This window comes from Pseudomonas salomonii (assembly GCF_900107155.1).
Taxonomy (GTDB): Bacteria; Pseudomonadota; Gammaproteobacteria; order Pseudomonadales; family Pseudomonadaceae; genus Aquipseudomonas; species Aquipseudomonas salomonii.
Genome location: NZ_FNOX01000005.1, coordinates 196,217 through 222,273, shown reverse-complemented (window position 1 = coordinate 222,273; position 26,057 = coordinate 196,217). Strand labels below are relative to the sequence as shown.

Genomic DNA, 26,057 nt, shown 5'->3' with positions numbered 1-26,057 from the left:
TACTTCGAGTCCGTTTTCCGCTCCCAGGACTCTTCGACGATGACCTTCGATTCGTTCGACATCAAATCCCTGATCCGCCCCGTCATCGACTTCCCCAAGCCTGGGGTGATCTTTCGTGACATTACCCCGTTGTTCCAATCGCCCCGCGCCCTGCGCCTGGTGGCCGACAGCTTTGCCCAGCGTTACGTCGAGGCCGACTTTACCCACATCGGCGCGATGGATGCCCGTGGCTTCCTGATCGGCTCGATCATCGCCTACCAGTTGAACAAACCGCTGATCCTGTTCCGCAAACAGGGCAAGCTGCCGGCTGACGTGCTGGCCGAGGGTTACCAGACCGAATACGGCGAGGCCTTCCTCGAAGTGCACGCCGACAGCCTGTGCGACGGCGACTCGGTGCTGATGTTCGATGACCTGATCGCTACCGGCGGCACCTTGATTGCCGCGGCAAACCTGGTGCGGCGTATGGGCGCGAAAATCTTCGAAGCGGCGGCGATCATTGACCTGCCGGAGCTGGGTGGCTCGCAACGCCTGCAGGATATGGGCATTGCGACGTTTTGCCTGACGCAGTTTGGGTTGACCGAAGTTTAATCGCTGCCTGGACTGGCCTCATCGCGGGCAAGCCCGCTCCCGCATTTTGAAATGCAATCCAAGTGTGGGAGCGGGCTTGCTCGCGAAGAGGCCCTCAAGGACACCCCACATCACAACCCCATCTGCTTGCTGATGATCTCGTTCATCACCTCACGCGTGCCACCGCCAATCGACAGAATGCGGTTATCCCGATACAGCCGCTCCACCAGGCTGCCACGCATATAGCCCTGTCCACCCAATATCTGCACCGCGTCATAGGTCACCCGATCCGCCGTATCCGTGGCCAGGTTCTTGGCCATGGAAATCTCCTTGATCACACTCTTGCCGGCCGCCATCTTCGCCGCCTGGCGATAGGTGAACTCGCGGGAGACTTCCACTGCGGTGGCCATTTCCGCCAGCCGATGCTTGAGCACCTGGAATTTGCCGATAGGTTTGCCGAAGGCTTCGCGCTGGCTCGCCCACTTGAGGCTTTCTTCCAGGGCCAACTGCGCGGTCATGTTCGCCATCAGCGCCAGCGCCAGGCGTTCGCTCTGAAAGTTGCCCATGATGCAGGCAAAGCCCATGTTCTCGACGCCGATCAAGTTGCCCACAGGTACTCGGCAATCGTCGAAGAACAGCTCAGCCGTGTCCGATGCCCACCAGCCCATTTTCTTCAACGGTTGGCCGACGGTGAACCCTGGCGTGTGTTTTTCGATCAGCAACAGGCTGATGCCGCCGAAGCCCGGCCCGCCGGTGCGCACGGCGACCGTATAGAAGTCGGCGCGGATGCCGCTGGTGATAAAGGTTTTGCTGCCGCTGACGCGGTAATAGTCGCCATCTCGAACAGCGCGGGTTTGCAGGTTGGCCACATCGGAGCCGCCACCGGGTTCGGTGACGGCCAGAGCGATGATCTTTTCACCGGCCAGCACGTGAGGCGCAACCCGCTCACGTAGCTGCGGCCGCGCCCATTTGACGACAGGCGGCAGGCCGATATCCAGCGAACCCAGACCCGCGACCACGCCACCCGAACCGCAACGCATCAACTCTTCGCTGGCGGCGACCTTGGCGAACAGGTCGCCTTCGTGGCTGCCGCCCAGGCTTTCGGGGTAGCCGATGCCCAGAATCCCCGCCGCGCCCGCCTTGAGGTACAGCTCGCGAGGGAAGCTCTCGGCCTCCTCCCATTGCTCGATGCCCGGCAACATCTCGCGCTCGACAAAACGGCGCACGCTGTCGCGGACCAATTGGTGGCTGGGGTCGAAGTAGTCCTGATAGGCAGACATCGGCAAGCTCCACGGTGAGGTGGAGAGAACTTACCAAGCGCTTGCTTGGCTATCAAGATATCCGTAGCAACACAAAACCACTGTGGGAGCGGGCTTGCTCGCGAATGCGGAGTGTCAGTCACCGATTTATTAACTGACCCACCGCATTCGCGAGCAAGCCCGCTCCCACATTTTTGAACAGTGTGGTTATTTAAAGCGCGATCGGCTTGCGACCGGCAAACGAGTGCGCCAACGTGCCGCCATCCACCAATTCCAGCTCGCCACCCAACGGCACGCCATGGGCGATACGCGAGGTGATCAAGCCTTTGTTGGTCAGCAGTTGGGCGATGTAATGCGCGGTCGCCTCGCCTTCCACCGTCGGGTTGGTCGCCAGGATCACCTCGGTAAACGTGCCCTGCTCTTCAATGCGCGTCACCAGTTGCGGGATGCCGATGGCTTCCGGCCCCAGGCCGTCCAGCGGCGAAAGATGCCCCTTGAGCACGAAGTAGCGCCCGCGATAGCCCGTCTGCTCGACGGCATACACGTCCATCGGCCCTTCCACTACACACAGCAGCGTGTCGTCGCGGCGCGGGTCGGCGCATTGCGGGCAAAGGTCTTCTTCGGTCAGGGTGCGGCACTGGCGGCAGTGGCCCACGCCGGTCATGGCCTGGCTCAAGGCCTGGGCCAACCGCGTGCCGCCGCTGCGATCACGCTCCAGCAGTTGCAGCGCCATACGCTGGGCGGTTTTCTGGCCCACGCCCGGCAAAGTGCGCAAGGCGTCGATCAGTTGGCGAATCAGGGGGCTGAAGCTCATGGGCGAAGGGTCCGACAAAACAACGAGACGCGGTTTATACCCGCGCCTCGGATTAGCGTCAAATGCTCAATCCTGCGCGACGCGCACCACCAACTTGCCGAAGTTGCGCCCCTCGAGCAAACCGATAAAGGCTTCGGGTGCCTGTTCCAGGCCATCGACCACGTCTTCGCGGAACTTGATCTTGCCGTCGCGCACCCATGGCGCCATGGCGCTGAGGAATTCCGGCTGGCGATCGCCATAGTCATCGAACACGATAAAGCCCTGGATGCGCACGCGCTTGGTCAACAAGGTGCGTTGCAGTGCCGGCAGCCGATCAGGGCCGCTGGGCGCTTCATGGGCGTTGTAGCCGGCGATCAAGCCGCACAGCGGAATGCGCGCCTTGGGGTTGAGCAGCGGCAGCACGGCGTCGAAGACTTTGCCGCCAACGTTTTCAAAGTAGATGTCCACGCCTTTGAAACAGGCCAACGCCAGCTGTTGGGCAAAATCGGCGCTCTTGTGGTCGATACAGGCGTCAAAACCCAGCTCGTCGACCACATAACGGCACTTGTCCGCACCGCCGGCAACCCCCACCACGCGCAAGCCTTTGAGCTTGGCAACCTGCCCGACCACCGAGCCCACCGCGCCGGAGGCAGCCGCCACCACCAGGGTTTCCCCGGCCTTGGGCTGGCCGATATCCATCAGGCCCATGTACGCGGTCATGCCGGGCATACCCAATACACCCAGCGCCATCGAGGGGCTGGCCAGGCCTTTGGGCACCGGGATCAGGTTGTGCCCGTCAGATATGCTATGGCTCTGCCAGCCGGTGGAACCTACTACCAGGTCGCCTACACCGAACTTCGGGTTACGCGATTGTTCGATTCGGCTGACGGCACCACCGGTCATCACTTCGTCGATTTCCACCGGAGCTGCGTAGGACGGCGCGTCACTCATGCGTCCACGCATGTAGGGGTCGAGGGACAGGTACAAGGTTTTGAGCAGCACCTGGCCATCGGCCAACTCCGGCAGGTTCACACGTTCCAGGCGAAAGTTTTCCGGGGTCGGCGCGCCCTGCGGGCGCGAGACCAGGACAATACGCTGGTTAAGAATGGGTTCTTGAGGCATGAGGGGCTCCTTTAACGAATCTTTCGGTATAGGGTGCAGACCCTGCGTGCCGTGTCAGGGTTCATATTAGACGCGCAGCGTCTTGGGGCGGCATTCCCACGCAGAGCGTGGGAACGATCACACCACAAACAAAAATGCCAGGCGCGATGCCTGGCATTTGAGTCTAGCTAACGCTGCACAATCAGAACGGCAGCTTCATGCCCGGCGGCAGTTGCATGCCGGCAGTCACGCCACCCATTTTTTCCTGGCTGTTGGCTTCGATCTTGCGCACGGCGTCGTTGACGGCCGCGGCGAACAGCGCTTCGAGCATTTCCAGGTCATCTTCGCCCACGCCTGGCAACACGCTTGGGTCGATGCTTACGCGCTTGATGTCGTGACGACCGGTCATCACCACGCTGACCATATCGCCACCGGCTTTACCGGTGACTTCGGCGTTGGCCAGTTCTTCCTGCATCTTGGCCATCTTTTCCTGCATCTGCTGCGCCTGCTTCATCAGGCCGGCCATGCCACCTTTCATCATGGGAATCACCTCAAAGTACGTGGATCAATCAATTAGTAGCCCGGTTTTATGACGCTTGGGGCACCGGGGCTTCGACAGGTTCAATAGTATCGTGACGCACCACCGCACCGAACTGTTGCATCAACTGCTGGATGAGCGGGTCGCCATGGATCGAGTCTTCGGCCTCACGCTGACGGTTGATGCGCTTACGGGTCGCCGCCTGGGCCGGGGTTTCCTGCTCCGGCTTGATCAGTTCGATGGCGATGGTCAGCGTGCGTTCATGGTACTGGTTCAGCGCATCGTTGAGTCGGCGTTGCTGGGTCGCGTTGAACAAGGCGCTGTGGGCCGGGTCCAGGTGCAACAGCCAGTGGTCGCCCTCGATGGCGATCAAGGTGCAGTTGGCGGCGATGCTGCCGGTCATGCCGGAGATTGGCAATTTAGGAAACAATTCCAACCATTGCAACGCCAGGCCGGTGGCCGGGGCGGCAGCGGGTTCCGCTTCGGGCTCGGGGGCCGGCTCGGCGGTGTGCTCGCTGGCCAGGTCGTCCAGGTAGCTGTAGGCCGAATCCATGTCCGGCTCGATGTAATCTTCGTCCAGCGGCGGCTCGTCATCGAGGTCGATACCCGGCGTAGCGGCGTCCACCTGCGCAACGGTCGGCTCGGCAACCGGCGCCGACACCCATTCCGGCGCGTCCGGCACCGCGCTGTCCGGGGTCGGCGTGGGCATCGGCGTCAGCTCGGGCTGCTCGCCGGTGGTTTCCAGCACGGGTTCCACGGCGGGTACTTGCTCGACTTCAGGTTCAGCTTCTGCGTCGACCGGATCGTTCCAGGGCAGGTCAACCACCGGCGCGGGAGCAGGCTCAGGCTCAACCACGGGCGCAGGTTCGACCACCGGCGCGGTAACCACTGGTTCTGGCGCCGGAGCAACCGGCGCAGGTTCAGGTGCAGCAACTACTGGCGCGACTACCGCCGCGCCAGCCACTGGTTTGGCGGAATCAACTGTGGCCTGGCTGATCCCCACTGGCTTTAGCGGCTGTCTCGGTGCGTCTGCCGAGTCGGCGGGCCGGAAGGCCAGCATCCGCAGCAAGACCATTTCAAAGCCGCCGCGCGGGTCTGGCGCCAGGGGCAGATCCCGGCGACCGATCAGGCCCATCTGGTAATAAAACTGTACGTCTTCGGCCGGCAACGCCTGGGCCAGCGCCAATACGCGGTCGCGGTCGCCATGGCCGTTGTCGACACCTTCGGGCAACGCCTGGGCGATGGCCACGCGGTGCAGCACATTGAGGATTTCCGAGAGCACGCCGTTCCAGTCCGGGCCTTGCTCCGACAAGTGGCGCACGGCTTCGAGCAGCGCCTTGGCGTCACCTTCGATCAGCGCATGCAGCACGTCGAACACCTGGCCGTGGTCCAGCGTGCCAAGCATGGCGCGCACATCCGCGGCCATGACTTTGCCTTCACCAAAGGCGATGGCCTGGTCGGTGAGGCTCATGGCATCACGCATCGAGCCATCGGCAGCGCGGCCAAGCAGCCACAACGCGTCGTCTTCGAACGGTACGTTCTCGACGCCCAGCACATGGGTCAAATGCTCGACCACGCGCTCAGGCGTCATGTTTTTCAGGGAAAACTGCAGGCACCGCGACAAGATCGTTGCAGGAAGTTTCTGCGGGTCGGTGGTGGCCAGGATGAACTTAACGTAGGGCGGCGGCTCTTCCAGGGTTTTCAACAGCGCGTTGAAGGAATGGCTGGAGAGCATGTGCACTTCGTCGATCAGGTAGACCTTGAAGCGCCCACGGCTCGGCGCGTACTGCACGTTGTCGAGCAGCTCGCGGGTGTCTTCGACCTTGGTGCGGCTCGCGGCGTCGATCTCGATCAGGTCGACAAAACGCCCCTCGTCGATCTCGCGGCATACCGAACAAGTGCCGCAGGGTGTCGACGTGATGCCGGTTTCACAGTTCAGGCACTTGGCAATAATGCGCGCGATAGTGGTCTTGCCGACCCCGCGAGTACCGGTGAACAGGTAGGCGTGGTGCAGCCGTTGGCTGTCCAAGGCATTGATCAGAGCCTTGAGCACATGGGTCTGGCCGACCATTTCGCGGAACGAGCGCGGGCGCCATTTACGTGCAAGAACCTGATAACTCATCGAAAACCGTCGCAACTGGGAAGCGGAAGCCGGTAATGCTAGCGGAGCAAGGGGGAAATTGCATCCGGCACGCTCGTCTAATCTGACTAAGCTTGCCTGACTGGCCCGCCAAAGGCCTGAACCCGGAGAGTGTATGCGCGTAGTCCTGGGCGCTTTATGGATGATTTCCGTTGCTTGCCTGGCGGCGCCCGCACCGTTGCGTTTTGCGGTTTCCGATAGCTGGGCAATGCCCATGGCCCAGCTGGAAGGTGACCGGCCCACCCAGGGCATTTTGTATGACTTGATGTTGAGCCTGGCCACCCAGATCGGGCGCCCGGCCGAGTTCCATGTGCTGGCCCGGGCGCGAATCGCCGGCGCCATGGCACGTGCAGAGGTCGATGTGCGCTGCTATGTCGCCCAGGATTGGCTCGACAACCTGTCCGGCGACTACACCTGGAGCGTGCCGTTGATGGTGCAGCGCAATGTGTTGGCCAGTGCCCACGCGCCGCCTGTACAGGTGGCCACGTTGGCACCCCAGGCCATTGGCACGGTGCTCAACTACCGCTATGCCGTGCTCGAACCGCTGTTCGCCAGCGGCCAACTGACCCGCGACGATTCGCGCAGCGAGGAATTGGTGCTGCACAAGCTGGTGGCCGCGCGTTTCGAATACGCCGTGATCAACGAATGGACCCTGGACCGTTTCAACCTGAAAGTGCCCCCAAGCCTGCGACTGCACAACGTCGCGGTGATCGATGAACAAAACCTGGGCTGCATCGTGCGCAATGACCCGAACGTGCCGGTGCAACAGATCTTGCGCACGCTGCTGCGGATGAAAATGTCGGGCGAGATCGACGACCTGATCAAACTCTACACCGGGGAGAATGCGCGACCGCTGCGCACTCCTGACAAAAGCTCTCCTGACAAGAAACGCTCCTGACAAAAACTGACAGGGCCGCGCCTTAGACTGGGCTCACTTAACCGCCCGTTCCCAAGGAGCCTGCATGCACACCGTCGCCCATTACTTCCTGCTCTACGTCGACAGCCCGGCCACCAGCGCCAATTTCTATAGCCGCCTGCTGGGCAAGCCGCCTGTGGAACTGAACCCGACGTTCGCCCTGTTCATTCTCGACAACGGCGTCAAGCTGGGGCTGTGGTCGCGTCATACCGTGGAGCCCGCAGCCCACCTCACCGGCGGCGGCAGCGAAGTAGGGTTCTCGCTGCCGGACCCAGCCGCCGTGGACGCCCTGCACGCTCAGTGGGTCGAGCGCGGCGCGACCATCATCCAGTCACCGACCCACCTGGACTTCGGCTACACCTTTGTCGCCGAGGACCTCGACGGCCACCGGCTGCGCGCGTTCAGCCTGAGCGATTGAGCGCCAGCGCCCTTCAAGGCTGATGGCGGCGACACTGGCCAGCACGATCACCGCGCCCAGTATCACTTGCAGGGCAATGTGCTCGCCCAGCAGGGTCGAAGCCATCAGCATGGCCACCGGCGGTATCAGGTACATCGCCACCGTGGCGCGGCTGACGTCCACGTGCTTGAGCACATAGCCCCAGGCCAGGTACGCCAGGGCGCTGGGGAAAATCCCCAATACCAGCACCGACAGGTTCTCCGGCAACGGCGCCTGGGCCACGGCAGCCGGCAAGCCCGGCAGGTTCACGCACAGCATCAAGGTGCCCGCCCACACCATGTAGCACGCCATGGTCAGTGGGCTATAGCGATGGGCGTAATGCTTCTGGATGGCGAAATACACGCTCCACGACACGGCAGCCAGCAGGATCAGCAAGCCGCGCGGGTCGATATCACCGACGCCATGATCGCCCCAGATCACCACCAGCACACCGAACAAGCCGAGCAAGACGCAGCCCCACCGCCAGGCGCTGACCCGTTCTTTCAAACAGAAAAACGCGATCACCACACTGAACAGCGGCGCCGACTGCGCCAGCACACTCGATGCCGCCGCCGTCACCCATTGTTGCCCGTAGTTGAGGCTGGTGTGGTGCAGGAACACGCCGAAAAACCCCAACACCAGCAACCACGGCAAATCTCGCACACGCGGCCGGCCGATGCCTGCCGCCAGGGCGATGCCGCCCATGAACACCGAGGCGATCAGAAACCTCAGCAGCGCCAATTGGCCGGGGCTGTAGCTGTGCAGCCCCATGTGCACGCCAATCGGCGAATAGGCCCAACAGAGAATCACGCCAGCGATGACTAGCGTAAGCTTTACGGGTGACGGGGCATTCATCGACGGCATCCAGAGACTGAGAGGGAATACCGTCAGTCTTGAGCCGCGCAAGGCGCAGGACAATTAAGCGTTTCTGACTTCTGAAATCATTGGAACTGAGCAATGGAACTGGCCCAACTGAAAATGGTGCGCGCCGTGGCCCAAACCGGCAGCGTGGCCCAGGCCGCGCTGCAATTGCACTGCGTGCCATCCAACATCACCACACGCATCAAGCAGCTGGAAAGCGAGTTGGGTACGCCGCTGTTTATTCGCGCAGGCCGTGGGCTGGCCATCAGTGCCGCCGGGGAAATCTTTCTCGATTACTGTGAACGCATCCTGGCGCTGGTGGACGAATCCAAACGCGCAGTGGATGCCAACGCGATTCCACGCGGCACGCTGCGCATCGGCGCGGTGGAATCCAGCGCCAGTGGCCGCCTGCCGCCGCTGCTGGCCGAATACCACCGGCGCTACCCGGAAGTCAGCCTGGAGCTGGTCACCGGCGCCTGGGCGCAACTGCTCGACGACCTGCAACACCATCGCCTCGATGTGGCACTGGTGGCCTCGGGCGGCAAGCGCGCCAAGCTCGAACACAGCGTGGTCTACAGCGAACGCCTGGTGCTGATCGCCAGCGCCTCCAGCGCGCCGATCAACAGTGCCGAAGACTTGGCGGGCCGCACCTTGCTGGTGTGGCCGCCCGGTTGTCCGTATCGCGCGGCGCTGGAGAACTGGATCAAACCGCACGCCTTCAAACCAAGCATCGCCAGCTATGCCAGTTGGGGCACCATCATTGGTTGCGTCAGTGCAGGGATTGGCGTGGCGTTGGCGCCGGAAGGCATCCTGGCCCGCTATGAGCAGGCCAACCAACTGGCCTCCTACCGGTTCGAGGAATTGCAGGCCGTGGACAACCTGCTGTTCTGGCACACAGACACCCAGCGCCACCTGGCGCGGGATGCGTTTGCCGGGCTGCTGCGGGAGACGTTCGGCTAGTCGGCTTGCGGCGCAACCAAGCGTGCGTACTGGTTTTGGCTGATCCAGCCGGTGTAGGTATGGTCTTTGGCATTGGTGAATTCGACTTTGGCCCAGCCGTCCTTGAACCCCAGAACGCCGACCACATCGTCCTTGACGATATACGCGCGCTTGGCGGCTTCAGCGCCTGGTTTTTTCAGCAGGTAAGCCTTGTCGGCCGTCACGGTCACCAGGCCGATCCATTGCTTGCTGGCGGTTTGGGTGAGGTCCAGGCCGGTGGCGATTTCCGGCATCAACACGCTGATACAACCGGGATGCTCGCGCCCCTGTTCTACCGTCAAGGTCACGCCGTCGGAGGACGCTGCCACGCTGCCGGGGTACGCCTTGTCGAGCCAGGTGGTGAGCGCTCCAGGCTGGCCCTGCAGGTAGAACGTGCAACTGCGGGTCACACCCTCGCCCAGCTCTTCTGCGTAGTAGCCTTCGACCTGATGCTCAGGCGTGACCGCCAGCATCAGCCCTTCGTATTGGCCGGAATGCAGCTCGGCGGCACCTGCCAAGGTTGGCGCCAAGGCGCAAAACGACAACACGCTCATCGCTAGAAAACGGCTCATCTTATTTCTTCCCTTCCAATGCTTCGTAGGCCTTTTTGATACGGCTGTCGTAGTCGCCGTAATCCTTGCCGTTATAGTTACGCGCCATGGCCACGTAGTCTTTATCTTTCATGGCCTTGATCAGGGCCGGGCTCTGGCTGCAAAAACCGATAAACGCTTTTAATTGGTTACCGGCATTGATCTTCAGGGCGGCAACGAATTCAAACACCGTCTTGTAACCGCAGGAGGTGTAGTTGAACCCCATGATTTGAAACATGCCCCAGGACGCCGACATCAATGCCGCCTCCTGATCCAGCGCAAACGCGGTAGCCATGGTCTCCCAGGCCTTGGTCTGGTCCTTGTTGTTGACCTGCCACTGCGGTCCGGCCTTTCTCACGTAGATGTAAGACAGCAGCGGGTGCGCCTGGTCATAGATGTGCTTGGTGTACTTGCGAAACAAGTGGCCTTCAAAGGCAATCACCGGCAACTTGGCCGGCCCGAACCCGGAACGCCCGCCGGATTCGACCGTAGCGAACGCCTTGATGATATTCACCGAAATGCCGCTGCCCAACTGGGTGGCAGCGCTCTGAAAGTCGGTATCGGTCAGCGTCATGCCGCCATCGCACGTGGCCTGGAGCATCAATTGCCGGTTGCGCCGCTCGGCTTCGATCATGGCGCGCATGCGCTCCAGGTACACATTGACCGTGGCCTGAACCGCATCACCGCCGTTATTGCCAAACGCGTTGAGAAAGCTGGGAATGCGCATCGCCGGGAAGGCTTTTACCGGCACCTTCACCGCTTCTTCGATCAGGCTGTTGAAGGTTCGGCCGGTGGGGTCGATCACGCCATCGGGGTGCGCATATTTGAGATGCCGGAACTGATACTGGCTGATGCACTGCACCAATTGCCCATCGCACTTACCGTTTTCGGCCAGCGCAAAGCCCATCTTGGGAATGATCAAATTAAATAAATACTGAATGCACTGAACATCGGCGGGCAAATTGCGCGCTTTACCCGGCGCGCCCACTGAAGCACTGATAAGACGGGGCAACCCTGGCAGGCTTTTCATCACAGACATCCTTGTTAATTAAAGAAGTGATAGCACTTCAATATCAGCGCAGCAAACTTGTCATGAATTGAAACAAATGGCTGGCGGAAACTAACAAGATGATTTTGGGTTGTCCAGTGGGCGCTTTGCACGGTGTGAAACACCCGTCATACACCGCTACTTTTTCCTTTCCAGCGCCTCGTAGGCGCGCTGAATCCGCCGATCGTAGTCGCCATAGTCTTTGCCGTTGTAATTGCGCGCCATGCCGGCATAGTCCTTATTCTTCATGGCGTTGAGCAAGGCCGGATTCTTGCGGCAAAAACCAACGAACGCCATCAATTGCTGGCCGGCATTGAGTTTCATCGCCGCAACAAAATCAAACACGTTTTTGAATCCGCACGCCGCAAAGTTGAAGCCCATGACCTGAAACATGCCGTAGGACGCCGACATCAGCGCCGCCTCCTGGTCCAACTCGAATGCATCGGCCAGCGTCTGCCAGGCCTTGGTTTGATCCCTGTTGTTAGCCCACCATTGCGGGCCAGCCTTTTCCAGATAAGGGTATGAGAGAAACGGGTAGGCTCTGTCGTACTTTTGTTGCGTGTACTTGCGAAAGATATGGCCCTCGTAGGCGATCACCGGCATTTTGGCCGGCCCGAACCCGGAACGTCCACCGGACTCCACCGTGGCGAACGCCTTGATCAGGTTCACTGAAACACCATTACCCAATGCTGTGGCGGCGCTCTGAAAGTCAGCATCGGTGAGGGTGATACGACCGTCACACGTGGCCTGGGTGACTAACTGCCGACGGGGTGGCGCGCCTGGGTTGGCCTTGCTCGCGTCTTCGACCAGGCTGCTGAACGTGCGACCTGCCGGGTCAATCACCCCATCGGGGTTACTGAACTTGAGACGATTCACCTGATAGTCGTTGATGCGCTGTAATAAAAGCGGACCGCACTTGCCATCTTCCACCAGCCGCGAAGCGGGGTGGGGTGTAATCAGGTTAAACAGGCGCTGAATGTACTGAACATCAGCAGGCACATTACGCGCCTCGCCTGGGGTACCGACTGAAGCACTGAGAAGTGCAGGCATGGCAATCACCTTAATGGATCAAAGGAGTGCCATCACATCTTCACTACTCCAGCACAGGGTCGCTTACAAGAATGACGCTAGCAGGCAACTGAAAGTTTTCCAGCACAAAGCCGTCACGCTGCGCAAAAAATGGCAGATGAGCGAGTGAAAGAGTGTTTGATTTGAAACAGGAAGGTTGAAAACAAGGAAGAGCATTATGGAGGCAACCCCACCAGCCACACCCCGGCACACAATGTTCCCGCTGTGGCTGCTGCCTTCCGGCTCTGACCAGGTTCACGGGTAATCGTTGCGGGGGGACCGATGGGGTCACCATAACGACGCTGGCCTCTCGGCAAGCCGCGCCATTGTACCGATCTCATCGGAAGTTACAACCGTTGTTCCCGATTAAAAATATGAAGGGGCTCAAGCACTTGTCCACCACCTCGATAACCCCGCAGAACCCTGTGGGAGCCGGGCTTGCCCGCGATTGCGGTGTATCAGTTGGGGGCATTCGTTGACTGACACAGCGCAATCGCAGGCAAGCCAGCTCCCACATCGGGCGGATTACTGTGCTTGCACCACTTCATCGGCCCTGCCGCCCTCCTCCTGAATCACCAAGTGAATGAAGTGCAGCTTGGCGATCACCGCAGGCGGCAACACAAAGGGGTAGAAATCCGGCTGGCCCATGCTGCGTGACAGTTCGTTGAGCATGCCGGCCAGTTCGATCCAGGCGTTGACGAACGACAGGAAGGCCGGGCCGCCAGGGTGTTCGGGCTCAAAGAGCGTCGCCAGCGGGAACGGCTGGTAATCCAGGTCCATCTCGCGGGCGCTCATGCCAAAGCCCAGCGCGGTATCGACGGCGTCCATCATGTGCAGGTAGTGAGCCCAGGTTTCGGCCCAGTCTTCCCAGGGGTGCATGGTCGCGTAGGCGCTGACGCAGGTTTGCTGCCAGTCGGGGCGTGGGCCGTTTTGGTAATGCTGGTCGAGCGCCTCGGCGTAACTGGCGCGCTCATCGCCGAACAGGCTACGAAACGGTTCAAGCCAATGGCTGTTGGCGATCAGCCGGTCCCAGTAATAATGGCCGACTTCGTGGCGAAAATGACCAAGTAACGTGCGATACGGCTCGCGCATTTGCACACGGACTTTCTCGCGGTGGGCGTCGTCGGCTTCCTTGATATCGAGGGTGACCAGGCCGTTGGCGTGGCCGGTGGTGGGTGCGTTGCCTTCAAGGTCGATGCCGACGAAATCGAAGGCCAGGCCGCTGTCTTCGTCAACACTTTTGGGCACCACTTGCAGGCCCAGGCTGATCAGTTGCGCCACCAACCGGCGCTTGGCGGTTTCGACTTTGCGCCAGCGTTCGGGGTTTTCCGGGATCGACAGGTCAGGGATGGTGCGGTTGAGGCTACACGCCACGCACAGCGGCGCGGTGCTGTGGGCCGGAATCAGCCAGTTGCAGGCGGCTGGGGTGTCGAGGTTGGCGCAGCGACGGAAGGCGCCGGCGTCGAGGTTATCGTCCTGTAGCCATGTGCCGGCGACTGGGCCGGGCTGTAGCGACGACAGCCGGCTTTGCTGGGGTTGATAGCCCAACAGCGCAGAACAGACCAGGCACTGGCTGTTGCGAAAAAACAGCGACTGGCCGCAGCGGCATTGCCACACCTTGCTGCTGCGCGAGGATCCGGCCATGAACGGTGCGGCGATGCGCGTACTGAGTTGCTCGAAGTAGCGGAACATGGTGATCTCTCCCTGGGTGACCAAGACTAGATCATTTACCGTGAAGGATCGTTCCCACGCTCTGCGTGGGAATGCCTGCGGTGACGCTCTGCGTCACGACGTTCGAGAGCAGACGCAGAGCGTCCGGGGCTGCATTCCCACGCTGAGCGTGGGAACGATCGTCAGACAGTGATGTTGTGTTCGGCCAGGAAGGCGACGAAGGCCTCTTCGTCCAGCACCTTAAGGCCCAGCTCGGCGGCCTTGGCCAGCTTGGAGCCCGCGCCCGGCCCGGCGACCACGCAGTGGGTCTTGGCCGAGACGGAACCGGCCACCTTGGCGCCCAGGCTTTCGAGCTTGTCCTTGGCCACGTCGCGGCTCATCAGCTCCAGGGAGCCGGTCAGCACCCAGGTATGCCCCGCTTCCGGCAAGCCTTCGACGACCTTCTTCTCGCTCTGCCAATGCATACCGAAGTCTTTGAGCTGCTGCTCAATGGCCAGGGCATGGCTGGCATTGTCCGGGTTATCAAAAAACTCGCGCACCGCCTTGGCCTGCTTCTCGGGCAGCGCCTGGCGCATATCCAGCCAGTCGGCCTTGATCACGCCTTCGAGGCTGACGAACTTGTCGGCGAGTTTTTGCGCGGCGCCAGGCCCTACGCTGGGTACATGCAGCTTGTCGAGCAAGCCGCCCAGGGTGGTGCTGGCGGCGAATTCGGCGCTCAGGTCGCCCTGATCCTGCAATTGCAGGCCGCATTCATCCGGCGACAGCAGCGCGCCAATCACGTCCTGGTTATGGCTGTCTTCAAAGAAGCTGTGAATCTCGTGGGCAACTTCCAGGCCCACTTCCGGCAAGTACGTCAGCACTTCGGGCAAGGCCTGCTGCACGCGCTCAAGGGACGCCAGCGAGCGCGCGAGCACCTTGGCGGTCTCCTCGCCCACATCCGGTATGCCCAAGGCGTAGATAAACCGCGCCAGGGTCGGGGTCTTGCTGTTTTCGATGGCGGTGATCAGCTTCTTGCTGGAAATATCGGCAAAGCCTTCCAGGTCGATGATCTGCTCGTATTTGAGTTTGTAGAGGTCAGCTGGCGAGCCGATAAGTTTTTCATCCACCAGTTGCTCGATGGTTTTGTCGCCCAGGCCGTCAATGTCCATGGCGCGGCGCGACACAAAATGGATGATCGCCTGCTTGAGCTGCGCGCCACAGGCCAGGCGCCCGACGCAGCGGTAAACCGCGCCTTCGCTGACGGTTTCCTTGCCCTTGCTGCGCTTGACCAGTTGCGTACGCTCCACATGGGAGCCGCACACCGGGCAGCTTTCGGGGATTTGCACGGCGCGGGCGTTTTCCGGGCGGCGCTCGGTGACCACCGAGACGACTTGCGGGATCACATCACCGGCGCGACGGATGATCACCGTGTCGCCGATCATCAGGCCCAGGCGCGCGACTTCGTCCATGTTGTGCAAGGTTGCGTTGGACACCGTTACACCGGCGACCTTGACCGGCTTCAAGCGCGCCACCGGGGTTACAGCGCCGGTGCGGCCCACCTGGAATTCCACGTCGAGCAATTCGGTCAGCTCTTCCATGGCCGGGAATTTATGCGCGATGGCCCAGCGTGGTTCACGGGCGCGGAAACCCAACTCCCTCTGGGAAGCAATGCTGTTGACCTTGAACACCACGCCGTCGATCTCATACGGCAGGCTGTTACGCCGCTCGCCGATATCGCGGTAATACGCCAGGCAATCCTGAATGCCCTTGGCCAACTTCAGCTCATGGCTGATGGGCATGCCCCACTTCTGAAGTTGTTGCAGGTTGCCGATATGGGTGTCGCTGATGTCGGTGGTCACGCCATAGCAACAGAACTCCAGCGGACGGCTGGCGGTGATCTTCGAGTCCAACTGACGCAGGCTGCCGGCGGCGGCATTACGCGGGTTGGCGAAGGTCTTGCCGCCCACTTCCAGTTGCGAGGCGTTCAGCCGCTCGAAGCCGGCCTTGGACATGAACACTTCGCCGCGCACTTCCAGGGTTGCCGGCCAACCGCTGCCGTGCAGTTTCAACGGGATATTGCGCACGGTGCGCACATTGACGCTGATGTCTTCGCCAGTGGTGCCATCGCCGCGCGTGGCGCCGCGCACCAGCTCGCCGTCCTGATACAGCAGGCTGACTGCCAGGCCGTCCAGCTTGGGCTCGCAGCTGTATTGCACCGCTGCACCGCCGCCAAACAGATCACCCACCGGCAGGTCGAGACCTTCGGTCACCCGGCGATCAAATTCGAGCATGGTGGTTTCATCGAAGGCGTTGCCCAGGCTGAGCATCGGTATCTCGTGCTTGACCTGGGTGAACGCCGAGAGCGCCGCACTGCCGACCCGCTGCGTCGGTGAATCACGCGTCACCAGTTCCGGGTGCTCGGCCTCCAGGGCCTTGAGCTCATGGAACAGCCGGTCGTACTCGGCGTCCGGAATGCTGGGCTCGTCGAGAACGTGGTAACGGTAATTGTGCTGATCCAGTTCAGCGCGCAGTTCGAGGATGCGGGTGTGGGCGGCGGTCATGGGTGTTCTCTCATAAAGCAAAAGAGCAGCCGAAGCTGCTCAATATGTTAGTGCGCTTATTCTACTGACAACGCTGAAGACCAATCCTCAGCGTTTTTGTGTCAGGGCGCGACGCTCGAACTCGACGATGCGCTGACGGTAATGCTCGATGGTCTGGGCAGTCAGAACGCTGCGTTGGTCGTCCTTGAGCTCGCCGTTGAGTTCCTGGGACAGCTTGCGGGCTGCGGCCACCATCACGTCGAACGCTTGTTTCGGGTGACGCGGGCCTGGCAGACCAAGGAAGAAGCTCACCGCCGGGGTGCTGAACAGGTCGATATCGTCCAGGTCGAAAGTGCCCGGCTTGACCGCGTTGGCCATGGAGAACAGCACTTCGCCGTTACCGGCCATGCTTTCGTGGCGGTGGAAAATATCCATCTCGCCAAAACGCAGGCCGCTTTCGAGAATGTTCTGCAGGAGTGCCGGGCCTTTGAAGCCGGCGGCGTCGCGGCAGATCACGCTGATCACCAAAACCTCTTCGGCGGCCGGCTGATCGTTTACCGACTGGCGCGCTGCAGGCTTGCCGACGTTTTCATCGGGGAAGTCATCATCACGGCTGCTGAAGCTCGGGCCTTCGTCGACGTCGAGGTTCAGGTCGCCCTGATGCGGCTCGGCCACAGCGGCACTGGCGCGCTTGCCTCGCTTGGACGACGGCTCGCGGGCTTCACGCACCGGCGCGCTCATCGACGGCAAGTCATGCTCGTCCAGTTGCGGTTCTTTATGGGTATCCAGCACACGGGGCGGCCCCAGCAGCTCGGCGCTGCCGTCGTCGTCGGGCAAGTTGGACAGGTTACGGTCCAGACGGAATTTGAGCTTACCCTTGCCACCGCGCATGCGGCGCCAGCCATCAAAAAGAATACCGGCAATGACAATAATGCCGATGACGATCAGCCACTCGCGCAGACCGATTTCCATGTAATCCCGTGCCTCTAATAAAAAATGCTGAAAAATAAGGGGTTTAGCAACGTCCAAACCGCTTTAAAACGTGGCGCCAACTCTATGTTCTGACTGACGTTTTGCCCACGCATACGAAAATTTGACATTAAACTAGCACGACCCAAGATAACTTTACACCGTCTGTCAAAATGCCTTGAACAAATATGTCCATTTGCCACTTTTGCCAGACCGGTAAATCGCCTTACATCGCCCTACCAAAATCCTTTCCAGGCCCGGCTCAGGATTCCACCATCGCCATCGCTTCTTCGACATCCACCGCCACCAATCGCGAACAACCCGGCTCGTGCATCGTCACGCCCATCAACTGATCGGCCATTTCCATGGCGATCTTGTTGTGGGTGATATAGATGAACTGCACGGTCTGGGACATCTCTTTAACCAACCGAGCGTAGCGTCCAACGTTAGCGTCATCCAGCGGCGCGTCAACTTCGTCGAGCATGCAAAACGGCGCCGGGTTCAACTTGAAGATCGCAAATACCAGGGCCAATGCGGTCAGGGCCTTTTCGCCACCGGACAACAAATGGATAGTGCTGTTCTTCTTGCCCGGCGGCCGCGCCATGATCGTCACCCCTGTATCGAGTAGATCTTCGCCCGTCAGTTCCAAGTAGGCGCTGCCTCCACCGAAAACTTTCGGGAATAACGCCTGTAAACCGCCATTAATCTGATCAAAGGTATCTTTGAAGCGGTTACGGGTTTCCTTGTCGATCTTGCGAATCACGTTCTCGAGCGTGTCCAGTGCTTCGACCAGGTCGGCGTCCTGGGCGTCCAGATAACGTTTACGTTCGGACTGTTGCTGGTATTCGTCGATGGCTGCGAGGTTGATCGCGCCGAGGCGCTGGATACGCGCGGCGATGCGCTCAAGTTCTTCTTCGGCGTCTTTTTCGTTGGCCTGGGCGGTCAAGGTAGTGAGCACGCCGTGCAGGTCGTAGCCGTCTTCGAGCAGCTGGTCTTGCAGGGTCTTGCGGCGCACGGTCAGGGCTTGCCACTCCATGCGCTGTTGTTCGAGCTGGCCGCGAATCAGCTGGGATTGCTGCTCGGCCTGAGTCCGGCGCTTCTCGGCGTCGCGCAGTTCGCGGTCGGCGTCTTCCAGGGCGATTTGCGCGGTCTTGAGTTCTTCGTCGACGGTCATGCGCTTGTCGAGCAATTCTTCGAGCTTGAGGCGCAATTCTTCCAGCGGCGCTTCGCCCTCCTCCAGGTTGAGGCTCAGTTGCTCACGCTTTTCGGTCAGGCGTTCGGACTGCATCTCCAAACGCTCAAGGGCCTGGCGCGTGGAGGTGTGCTGGGCCTGCAACGAGCCCAGGCGCACTGCCAACTGATGGGCGTGATCTTTGTGCTGACGGGCTTCCTGGCGCACGCGATCAAGGCGTTCACGCAAGCTGTCGCGCTGGGCCAGCAGCAGTTCGCGCTGCTCGGTATCCAGCGCCATGCTGTCGAGGGCTTCCTGCAAGTGCAGGCGCGCCTCGCCGATCTGTTCGTGTTCGAGGGCGCGCTGCTCGCCCATCTCGGCCACTTCTTCGTCAAGGCGGGTGCGGCGCAGGGTCAGTTGCTCGGCCTTGGCCTTGCTCGCCGACAACTGCGCTTTCAATTCGCCTTGCTGGCGCGCTTCGTCCTGCAACAGGCGGCGCAGGTGTTCGCGGCCGGTCTCTTGTTGGCGCTGAGTGGCACGCAGGGTTTGCAGTTCGGTTTCCAGGCTTTCAAGGGTGGCCTCGCGCTCTTCGCGTTCGGCGCTCAGGTTGACGATTTCCTGGCCTCGGGCCAATACGCCGCTCTCGGCCTCACTGGCGCGACGCACGCGCAGGAAATGCCGGCCCACCCAATAACCGTCTCGGCTGATCAGGCTTTCGCCGGCGCCCAATTGGCCGCGCTGGGCCAGGGCCTGCTCCAATGATTCAACCGGTTTGACCTGGCCCAGCCATGGCGACAGATCAATCGCCGCCTCCACCTTGTCGAGCAAACTGCCGGGCACTCGCGTGCCATCGGCTGCGGGGCTGAGCAAACGCAAATCGCCCTGGGCAAAGCCGGCCAGGTCGAAACCGCCAAAATCGTCCACCAGTACGGCTTGCAGGTCGGCGCCCAACACGGTCTCGACCGCCAGCTCCCAGCCCGCTTCAACTTTTAAGCCTTCGGCCAGGCGCGGACGCTCGGCCAGGTGCTGGTCACGCAGCCATTCGGCGGTGCCGGTGCCTGGGTCCAGCGCGGCCTGCTGCAAGGCTTCAAGCGACGCCAAGCGCCCGTTGAGCCGCTGCAAATCGCCCTGGGCCTGCTGCTGGGCCTGGGTCGCCTGTTGCAGTTGCTGACGCAATTGCTCCAGGCGCTCCACTTGTTGTTCTTCGCTGGCCTCGAGTTCTTCGAGGGTCATTTCGCTTTCGGCCAGTTGCTCGCTCAGCGCCATGATCGCCGCGTCTTCCGGGTCGGCGGCGAGCAACGCGCGCTCCTCCTGCATGCGGCGCTGGCGTTCGGCCAGGCGCTCCATGCTGGTTTCCAGTTGCTGGATGCGCGATTGCTGCACCTCAGCCTGGCGGCGCGGCTCGGCGGATTTCAGGTTGAACGTGTCCCACTGTTCCTGCCAGCCGTGCATGGTGGTTTCGGCTTCTTCGAGGGCGGCGGCGGCCTCTTCGGCGGCGGCGCTGGTGATTTCCTGCTCGGGCGTGAGCATGTCCAGCTCTTCGCCCAACGTCAGCAGCAAGGTGCGGTCGTGGCCCAGGTGCGACTCGGTTTCCAGCCGCGCGCGTTCGGCTTCTTTCAAATCATCCTGCAACTGGCGCAGGCGCTGCTGGCCGTGCTGGATGCTTTGCTCGACCCGGGCAATATCGCCGCCTACCGAGTAGAACCGCCCCTGCACCAGATTGAAGCGCTCGGACAGGTCATGGTGACCGTCACGCAAGCGCTCGATGCTGGCGTCGGCATTACGCTGTTCGGCCACCAGCGCTTCAAAGCTGATTTCCTGGGTGCCGATGATCGCTTCGCGCTGGCCGACCTGATCATTGAGCGCCTGCCAGCGCAGGGCCGAGAGCTGCGCCTTGAGCTGGCGCTCTTCGCCCTTGTATTCCTGGTACTTCTCGGCGGCCTGGGCCTGGCGGTGCAGGCGTTCGAGTTGACGCTCCAGCTCTTCACGCAGGTCGGTCAGGCGGGCGAGGTTTTCGTGGGTGCGGCGGATACGGTTTTCGGTCTCGCGGCGGCGCTCCTTGTACTTGGAGATGCCGGCCGCTTCTTCGATAAAGTTGCGCAGGTCTTCGGGCTTGGCTTCGATCAGCTTGGAGATCATGCCCTGCTCGATGATCGAGTAGCTGCGCGGGCCTAAGCCTGTGCCAAGGAAAATATCGGTGATATCGCGTCGACGGCATTTGGTGCCGTTGAGGAAGTAACTGTTCTGGCTGTCGCGCGTCACTTTGCGGCGGATCGAGATTTCCGCGTAGGCCGCATATTCACCGATCAAGGTGCCATCGGAGTTATCGAACACCAGTTCGATGCTGGCCTGGCTCACCGGCTTGCGGCTGGTGGAGCCGTTGAAGATGACGTCGGTCATCGACTCGCCACGCAGGTTTTTTGCCGAGCTCTCGCCCATCACCCAACGTACGGCATCGATAATGTTCGACTTGCCGCAACCATTGGGCCCGACCACCGCCGCCATGTTACTGGGGAAGTTCACCGTGGTCGGGTCGACGAAGGATTTGAACCCCGCCAGTTTGATGCACTTGAGCCGCACGCTTAGGCGCCTGCCAACGCAGCGATGACCAGCGAGCTGCTGCGCTCGCAATAGGCCGACAGCACCTGGCGGATCTGCGGCAGGTCACGGGCGAGCACCGCCGCGAGCAGGTGCTCGAACAGCGTCAGGTACTCACTCATCTCCGCCTTGCGCTGGTCCAGGGCCAGGTAATAGGCACGGTTCATCGCCGGCTGCAGGTTTTCGACGGTTTCCTGCAAGTACGGGTTGTTGGCGAAGGGGTACGCGGCGCGCATCACACTGAAGCTTTCTTCGACGAAGGCACGGATGTCCTGACGCTCGAAACTGGCCACCAACCGTTGCTGGATCTGCAGGAACGGCGCCATGTCGGCCTGAACCTTCCAGCCCTCAGCCACCGAATTGCCGAGCAATATGTACAACTCGCCCATCAGCGTGCACAGGCTCTGCACCTTGTGCGCGGTGAGTTCGGTGACGTGGGCGCCACGGCGCGGCAGGATCGCGATCAGGTGGCGGCGCTCGAGAATCAGCAAAGCTTCACGCACGGAGCCACGGCTGACATTGAGTGCCAGCGTGACTTTCTGTTCCTGGATCCGCTCCCCAGGCTTGAGATCGCCGCGAATGATACGTTCGGCGAGGTGGTGAGCAATTTGCTCGGCGAGACTGTCCGGCGCCTTGAACGTCATGTTTTCCCTTCAAAATCTGCTATCGGTACAAGCGCGGCAGTGTAGCGCATTGGCTGGCTGATGGCGCTACGCCCACAGGCGCGAATGTGGCATGAAATAAGCAGCGCTGAAAAGCCAAAAGCCAGCAAAAACACCGGTTCCAGAAGACTGGACCATAATTGAAAGGGTTGCGATCGCAATTTCTTGACCTTCTGGTCAGAAAATCGTTGACCGAAAAGTCAGACATGACTAGATTCGGCGCAAAGCGGTTAACAACAATAATGAGTCTGCGAGGCCTTCCGTGATCCAGTTTTTACTTAACCAGGAACTCCGTAGCGAGCACGCCCTGGACCCCAACCTGACCGTGCTCAACTATTTGCGCGAGCATTTGGGCAAATCCGGTACCAAGGAAGGCTGCGCCAGCGGCGATTGCGGTGCATGCACCGTGGTAGTCGGCGAATTGCACACCGACACTCAAGGTGCGGAGCAGATCCGCTATCGCAGCCTCAATTCCTGCCTGACGTTTGTGTCGTCATTGCACGGCAAACAACTGATCAGCGTCGAAGACCTCAAGCATCAAGGCCAACTGCACAGCGTGCAACAGGCCATGGTCGAGTGCCACGGCTCGCAATGCGGCTTTTGCACCCCAGGCTTTGTGATGTCGCTGTTTGCCCTGCAAAAGAACAGCGACGCCCCCGACAGCCAGAAAGCCCATGAAGCGCTGGCCGGCAACCTGTGCCGTTGCACCGGTTACCGCCCGATTCTGGCCGCCGCCGAACAGGCCTGCTGCAACAAGCCGGTGGATCAGTTCGACAGCCGCCAGGCCGAGACCATCGCCCGCCTCAAAGCCATCGCGCCCACGCAAACCGGTGAACTCAACAGCGGCGACAAACGCTGCCTGGTGCCGCTCACCGTGGCCGACCTGGCCGACCTCTACGACGCCTACCCGCAGGCGCGCTTGCTGGCGGGCGGCACTGATCTGGCGCTGGAAGTCACGCAGTTTCACCGCGTGCTGCCGGTGATGATCTACGTCGGTAACATTGAAGAGATGAAGCGCATCGAGTCGTTCGACGACCGCCTGGAAATCGGCGCGGCCACACCGCTGTCCGACTGCTACAGCGCGCTGCACCACGAATACCCGGACTTCGGCGATTTGTTGCACCGCTTCGCCTCGCTGCAGATCCGCAACCAGGGCACCCTGGGCGGCAATATCGGCAACGCCTCGCCCATCGGCGATTCGCCGCCACTGCTGATCGCCCTCGGCGCGCAGATCGTGCTGTGCAAGGGCGACACCCGTCGCACCTTGGCGCTGGAAGATTACTTTATCGACTACCGCGTCACCGCCCGCCAGGACAGTGAGTTTATCGAGAAGATCATCGTGCCCAAGGGCCACACGCTGTTCCGGGCTTACAAGGTTTCCAAGCGCCTGGACGATGATATTTCCGCCGTGTGCGCGGCCTTCAACCTGAAGATCGACAACGGTGTGATCAGCGACGCCCGCGTGGCGTTCGGCGGCATGGCCGCCACGCCCAAACGCGCGAACAGCTGCGAAACCGTATTGGTGGGCGCGACCTGGAACGCCGCCACGGTGGAGAAAGCCTGCGCCGCCCTCGCCCAGGATTTCACCCCGCTGTCGGACTTCCGCGCCAGCAAGGAATACCGCCTGCTCAGCGCACAGAACCTGCTGCGCAAATACTTCATCGAACTGCAAACACCGCACATCGAGACTCGGGTGACCGCTTATGTCTAACCATCACGCCGTCGTTAAAACCCAGGCCGAACTCGCCGAGCTGTTTGCCCAGGACCTGACCTCCGGGGTCGGCCGCAGCGTCAAGCATGACAGCGCCGCCAAGCACGTCAGCGGTGAAGCGCAGTACATCGATGATCGCCTGGAGTTTCCTAACCAGTTGCACCTGTATGCGCGCATGTCCGACCGCGCCCACGCACGCATCATCAGCATCGACACCGCGCCCTGCTACGCCTTTGACGGCGTGCGCATCGCCATCACCCACGAAGATGTGCCGGGCCTTAAAGACATCGGCCCGCTGATGCCCGGCGACCCGTTGCTGGCCATCGACACCGTGCAGTTTGTCGGCCAAGTGGTACTGGCGGTGGCCGCCCGCGACCTGGAAACCGCGCGCAAAGCGGCCATGGCGGCGGTGATCGAATACGAAGACCTGGAACCGGTGCTGGATGTGGTGGAGGCCTTTCGCAACAAGCACTTTGTGCTCGACAGTCACACCCACCAACGCGGTGATTCGGCGGGCGCACTGGCCACCGCGAAAAACCGTATCCAGGGCACCCTGCATATCGGCGGCCAGGAACACTTCTACCTGGAAACCCAGATTTCCTCGGTCATGCCCACCGAAGACGGCGGCATGATCGTCTACTGCTCCACGCAAAACCCCACCGAAGTGCAAAAGCTGGTAGCCGAAGTACTCGACGTGTCGATGAATAAAATCGTCGTGGATATGCGCCGCATGGGCGGTGGTTTTGGCGGCAAGGAAACCCAGGCCGCAAGCCCCGCGTGTCTGTGCGCGGTGGTTGCACGCCTGACCGGCCAGCCGACCAAGATGCGCCTGCCGCGTGTCGAAGACATGCTGATGACCGGCAAGCGCCACCCGTTCTATATCGAATACGACGTGGGCTTTGACGACAACGGCCGCCTGCACGGCATCAATCTGGACCTGGCGGGCAACTGCGGTTGTTCGCCGGACCTGTCCAACTCGATTGTCGACCGCGCGATGTTCCACTCCGACAACTCGTATTACCTGGGCGACGCCACCGTCAACGGCCACCGCTGCAAGACCAACACCGCGTCCAACACCGCGTATCGTGGGTTTGGCGGCCCGCAAGGCATGGTTGCCATCGAGGAAGTCATGGACGCCATTGCGCGCCATCTGGCGCTGGACCCGTTGGCGGTGCGCAAGGTCAATTACTACGGCAAGACCGAACGCAACGTCACCCACTACTACCAGACCGTCGAGCACAACATGCTCGAGGAAATGACCGCCGAGCTTGAGGCCAGCAGCCAGTACGCCGAGCGCCGCGAAGCGATCCGCCTGTACAACGCCCACAGCCCGATTCTGAAAAAAGGCCTGGCACTGACGCCAGTGAAATTCGGTATTTCGTTTACCGCCAGTTTCCTCAACCAGGCCGGTGCGCTGATCCACATTTACACCGACGGCAGCATCCACCTGAACCACGGCGGCACCGAGATGGGCCAGGGTTTGAACATCAAGGTCGCGCAGGTGGTGGCTGAAATATTCCAGGTCGAGATCGACCGCGTGCAGATCACCGCCACCAACACCGACAAGGTGCCCAACACCTCGCCTACCGCCGCCTCCAGCGGTGCCGACTTGAACGGCAAGGCCGCGCAGAACGCTGCCGAAACCATCAAGCAGCGCCTGGTGGAGTTTGCTGCGCGCAAGTACGACGTGAGTGAAGCGGACGTTGAGTTCCACAATGGCCACGTGCGCGTGCGCGATCAGATCCTGACCTTTGAGGCGCTGATCCAGCAGGCGTATTTCGCTCAGGTTTCGCTGTCGAGCACCGGTTTTTACAAGACCCCGAAAATCTTTTACGACCGCAGCCAGGCGCGGGGTCGGCCGTTCTATTACTTCGCGTTCGGCGCGGCGTGCTGCGAAGTGATCGTCGACACCCTCACCGGCGAATACAAGATGTTGCGCACCGACATCCTCCACGACGTGGGCGCCTCGCTGAACCCGGCCATCGACATCGGCCAGGTCGAAGGCGGCTTTATCCAGGGCATGGGCTGGCTGACCATGGAAGAGCTGGTGTGGAACAACAAGGGCAAGCTGATGACCAACGGCCCGGCCAGCTACAAGATCCCGGCCGTGGCGGACATGCCGCTGGATTTGCGTGTGAAGCTGGTGGAAAACCGCAAGAACCCGGAAGACACGGTGTTCCATTCCAAGGCCGTGGGCGAGCCGCCGTTCATGCTCGGGATTGCGTCGTGGTGTGCGATCAAGGATGCCGTGGCGAGTTTGGGCGACTATCGCCATCAGCCGCAGATTGATGCGCCGGCGACGCCTGAGCGGGTGTTGTGGGGCTGTGAGCAGATGCGGCAGTTGAGCGCTGCAAAAGCCGTTGAGACTGAACTGGCTTGATCGTTCCCACGCTCTGCGTGGGAATGCCGCCTTGGACGCTCTGCGTCCGCTGTTGTGACGCAGAGCGTCACGGTATGCATT

Annotated in this window: 20 protein-coding genes and 1 other RNA gene; 6 read left to right on the top strand and 15 right to left on the bottom strand. The window is 61.2% G+C overall.

Features of this window, described 5'->3' with window-relative positions:
* Positions 1-39 precede the first annotated feature (39 nt).
* Complete coding sequence (locus tag BLV67_RS13465; protein WP_056861532.1) at positions 40-588, top strand: adenine phosphoribosyltransferase; 549 nt, start codon at positions 40-42, stop codon at positions 586-588.
* A gap of 110 nt (positions 589-698) precedes the next feature.
* On the opposite strand, the gene BLV67_RS13460 is transcribed toward BLV67_RS13465, so the two are convergent.
* From BLV67_RS13460 to dnaX, 5 genes are all read right to left on the bottom strand, one after another.
* A complete protein-coding gene (locus BLV67_RS13460; protein ID WP_069788025.1) occupies positions 699-1,847 on the bottom strand; it encodes an acyl-CoA dehydrogenase family protein in 1,149 nt (382 codons plus the stop codon).
* A 190-nt stretch (positions 1,848-2,037) separates the two neighbouring features.
* On the bottom strand, positions 2,038-2,640 hold the full coding sequence (gene recR, locus BLV67_RS13455; protein WP_017134798.1) for a recombination mediator RecR: 603 nt from the start codon (positions 2,638-2,640) through the stop codon (positions 2,038-2,040).
* Between the two features lie 66 nt (positions 2,641-2,706).
* A complete protein-coding gene (locus BLV67_RS13450) occupies positions 2,707-3,741 on the bottom strand; it encodes an NADP-dependent oxidoreductase (RefSeq protein ID WP_069788024.1) in 1,035 nt (344 codons plus the stop codon).
* A gap of 181 nt (positions 3,742-3,922) precedes the next feature.
* Positions 3,923-4,261, bottom strand: a complete 339-nt coding sequence (locus tag BLV67_RS13445; RefSeq protein ID WP_003175481.1) for a YbaB/EbfC family nucleoid-associated protein — start codon at positions 4,259-4,261, stop codon at positions 3,923-3,925.
* Between the two features lie 46 nt (positions 4,262-4,307).
* Entirely contained in the window at positions 4,308-6,380 is a 2,073-nt protein-coding gene (gene dnaX, locus BLV67_RS13440) for a DNA polymerase III subunit gamma/tau (RefSeq protein ID WP_069788023.1), read from the bottom strand.
* Between the two features lie 133 nt (positions 6,381-6,513).
* On the opposite strand from dnaX, the gene BLV67_RS13435 reads away from it, so the two are divergent.
* Both BLV67_RS13435 and BLV67_RS13430 read left to right on the top strand, forming a co-directional pair.
* Positions 6,514-7,296, top strand: a complete 783-nt coding sequence (locus BLV67_RS13435; protein ID WP_069788022.1) for a type 2 periplasmic-binding domain-containing protein — start codon at positions 6,514-6,516, stop codon at positions 7,294-7,296.
* 64 nt (positions 7,297-7,360) lie between these two features.
* Positions 7,361-7,732: a VOC family protein gene (locus tag BLV67_RS13430; RefSeq protein WP_065929855.1), complete on the top strand. Its 372-nt coding sequence runs from the start codon at positions 7,361-7,363 to the stop codon at positions 7,730-7,732.
* Here the strand turns inward: BLV67_RS13430 and BLV67_RS13425 are convergent.
* Entirely contained in the window at positions 7,646-8,605 is a 960-nt protein-coding gene (locus tag BLV67_RS13425) for a DMT family transporter (RefSeq protein WP_069788021.1), read from the bottom strand. The genes BLV67_RS13430 and BLV67_RS13425 overlap by 87 nt on opposite strands.
* 102 nt (positions 8,606-8,707) lie before the next feature.
* Between BLV67_RS13425 and BLV67_RS13420 the strand changes: the two genes are divergently transcribed.
* Positions 8,708-9,571 (top strand): LysR family transcriptional regulator, encoded by an 864-nt coding sequence (locus BLV67_RS13420; protein WP_069788020.1) that lies wholly within the window; start codon positions 8,708-8,710, stop codon positions 9,569-9,571.
* On the opposite strand, the gene BLV67_RS13415 is transcribed toward BLV67_RS13420, so the two are convergent.
* From BLV67_RS13415 to BLV67_RS13375, 9 genes are all read right to left on the bottom strand, one after another.
* Complete coding sequence (locus BLV67_RS13415; protein ID WP_069788019.1) at positions 9,568-10,161, bottom strand: SH3 domain-containing protein; 594 nt, start codon at positions 10,159-10,161, stop codon at positions 9,568-9,570. The two genes, BLV67_RS13420 and BLV67_RS13415, sit on opposite strands and share 4 nt — an antisense overlap.
* Position 10,162: 1 nt before the next feature.
* Positions 10,163-11,209 (bottom strand): N-acetylmuramidase family protein, encoded by a 1,047-nt coding sequence (locus BLV67_RS13410; protein WP_058422082.1) that lies wholly within the window; start codon positions 11,207-11,209, stop codon positions 10,163-10,165.
* Between the two features lie 156 nt (positions 11,210-11,365).
* The gene (locus BLV67_RS13405; RefSeq protein ID WP_425272307.1) at positions 11,366-12,277 is read right to left on the bottom strand and encodes an N-acetylmuramidase family protein; all 912 of its coding nucleotides are present in this window, start codon (positions 12,275-12,277) and stop codon (positions 11,366-11,368) included.
* Positions 12,278-12,483: 206 nt separating this feature from the next.
* Positions 12,484-12,580, bottom strand: an RNA gene (gene ffs, locus BLV67_RS13400) — signal recognition particle sRNA small type.
* Positions 12,581-12,820: 240 nt separating this feature from the next.
* Positions 12,821-13,987 (bottom strand): zinc-binding metallopeptidase family protein, encoded by a 1,167-nt coding sequence (locus BLV67_RS13395; protein WP_069788017.1) that lies wholly within the window; start codon positions 13,985-13,987, stop codon positions 12,821-12,823.
* 161 nt (positions 13,988-14,148) lie between these two features.
* Positions 14,149-16,506 carry an NAD-dependent DNA ligase LigA gene (gene ligA / locus BLV67_RS13390; RefSeq protein ID WP_069788016.1) on the bottom strand — a complete coding sequence of 786 codons (2,358 nt, stop codon included), beginning with the start codon at positions 16,504-16,506 and terminating at the stop codon, positions 14,149-14,151.
* A gap of 87 nt (positions 16,507-16,593) precedes the next feature.
* The gene (gene zipA, locus BLV67_RS13385) at positions 16,594-17,457 is read right to left on the bottom strand and encodes a cell division protein ZipA (protein WP_056861545.1); all 864 of its coding nucleotides are present in this window, start codon (positions 17,455-17,457) and stop codon (positions 16,594-16,596) included.
* Between the two features lie 259 nt (positions 17,458-17,716).
* The gene (smc, locus tag BLV67_RS13380) at positions 17,717-21,205 is read right to left on the bottom strand and encodes a chromosome segregation protein SMC (RefSeq protein WP_065929862.1); all 3,489 of its coding nucleotides are present in this window, start codon (positions 21,203-21,205) and stop codon (positions 17,717-17,719) included.
* A gap of 2 nt (positions 21,206-21,207) precedes the next feature.
* On the bottom strand, positions 21,208-21,867 hold the full coding sequence (locus BLV67_RS13375) for a GntR family transcriptional regulator (protein ID WP_065929863.1): 660 nt from the start codon (positions 21,865-21,867) through the stop codon (positions 21,208-21,210).
* Positions 21,868-22,147: 280 nt separating this feature from the next.
* Between BLV67_RS13375 and xdhA the strand changes: the two genes are divergently transcribed.
* Together xdhA and xdhB are read left to right on the top strand one after the other, a co-directional pair.
* Entirely contained in the window at positions 22,148-23,596 is a 1,449-nt protein-coding gene (gene xdhA, locus BLV67_RS13370; protein WP_069788015.1) for a xanthine dehydrogenase small subunit, read from the top strand.
* Positions 23,589-25,976, top strand: coding sequence for a xanthine dehydrogenase molybdopterin binding subunit (gene xdhB, locus BLV67_RS13365; protein ID WP_065929865.1), 2,388 nt, complete (start codon positions 23,589-23,591; stop codon positions 25,974-25,976). The genes xdhA and xdhB overlap by 8 nt, the downstream gene beginning before the upstream one ends.
* Positions 25,977-26,057 lie beyond the last annotated feature (81 nt).

What these genes read in the sequence shown, in the direction of transcription:
- BLV67_RS13465 (WP_056861532.1), top strand. Translation starts at nt 40, where the DNA reads ATGACCTTCGATTCGTTCGACATCAAATCCCTGATCCGCCCCGTCATC.
- BLV67_RS13460 (WP_069788025.1), bottom strand. Translation starts at nt 1,847, where the DNA reads ATGTCTGCCTATCAGGACTACTTCGACCCCAGCCACCAATTGGTCCGC.
- recR (WP_017134798.1), bottom strand. Translation starts at nt 2,640, where the DNA reads ATGAGCTTCAGCCCCCTGATTCGCCAACTGATCGACGCCTTGCGCACT.
- BLV67_RS13450 (WP_069788024.1), bottom strand. Translation starts at nt 3,741, where the DNA reads ATGCCTCAAGAACCCATTCTTAACCAGCGTATTGTCCTGGTCTCGCGC.
- BLV67_RS13445 (WP_003175481.1), bottom strand. Translation starts at nt 4,261, where the DNA reads ATGATGAAAGGTGGCATGGCCGGCCTGATGAAGCAGGCGCAGCAGATG.
- dnaX (WP_069788023.1), bottom strand. Translation starts at nt 6,380, where the DNA reads ATGAGTTATCAGGTTCTTGCACGTAAATGGCGCCCGCGCTCGTTCCGC.
- BLV67_RS13435 (WP_069788022.1), top strand. Translation starts at nt 6,514, where the DNA reads ATGCGCGTAGTCCTGGGCGCTTTATGGATGATTTCCGTTGCTTGCCTG.
- BLV67_RS13430 (WP_065929855.1), top strand. Translation starts at nt 7,361, where the DNA reads ATGCACACCGTCGCCCATTACTTCCTGCTCTACGTCGACAGCCCGGCC.
- BLV67_RS13425 (WP_069788021.1), bottom strand. Translation starts at nt 8,605, where the DNA reads ATGAATGCCCCGTCACCCGTAAAGCTTACGCTAGTCATCGCTGGCGTG.
- BLV67_RS13420 (WP_069788020.1), top strand. Translation starts at nt 8,708, where the DNA reads ATGGAACTGGCCCAACTGAAAATGGTGCGCGCCGTGGCCCAAACCGGC.
- BLV67_RS13415 (WP_069788019.1), bottom strand. Translation starts at nt 10,161, where the DNA reads ATGAGCCGTTTTCTAGCGATGAGCGTGTTGTCGTTTTGCGCCTTGGCG.
- BLV67_RS13410 (WP_058422082.1), bottom strand. Translation starts at nt 11,209, where the DNA reads ATGAAAAGCCTGCCAGGGTTGCCCCGTCTTATCAGTGCTTCAGTGGGC.
- BLV67_RS13405 (WP_425272307.1), bottom strand. Translation starts at nt 12,277, where the DNA reads ATGCCTGCACTTCTCAGTGCTTCAGTCGGTACCCCAGGCGAGGCGCGT.
- BLV67_RS13395 (WP_069788017.1), bottom strand. Translation starts at nt 13,987, where the DNA reads ATGTTCCGCTACTTCGAGCAACTCAGTACGCGCATCGCCGCACCGTTC.
- ligA (WP_069788016.1), bottom strand. Translation starts at nt 16,506, where the DNA reads ATGACCGCCGCCCACACCCGCATCCTCGAACTGCGCGCTGAACTGGAT.
- zipA (WP_056861545.1), bottom strand. Translation starts at nt 17,457, where the DNA reads ATGGAAATCGGTCTGCGCGAGTGGCTGATCGTCATCGGCATTATTGTC.
- BLV67_RS13375 (WP_065929863.1), bottom strand. Translation starts at nt 21,867, where the DNA reads ATGACGTTCAAGGCGCCGGACAGTCTCGCCGAGCAAATTGCTCACCAC.
- xdhB (WP_065929865.1), top strand. Translation starts at nt 23,589, where the DNA reads ATGTCTAACCATCACGCCGTCGTTAAAACCCAGGCCGAACTCGCCGAG.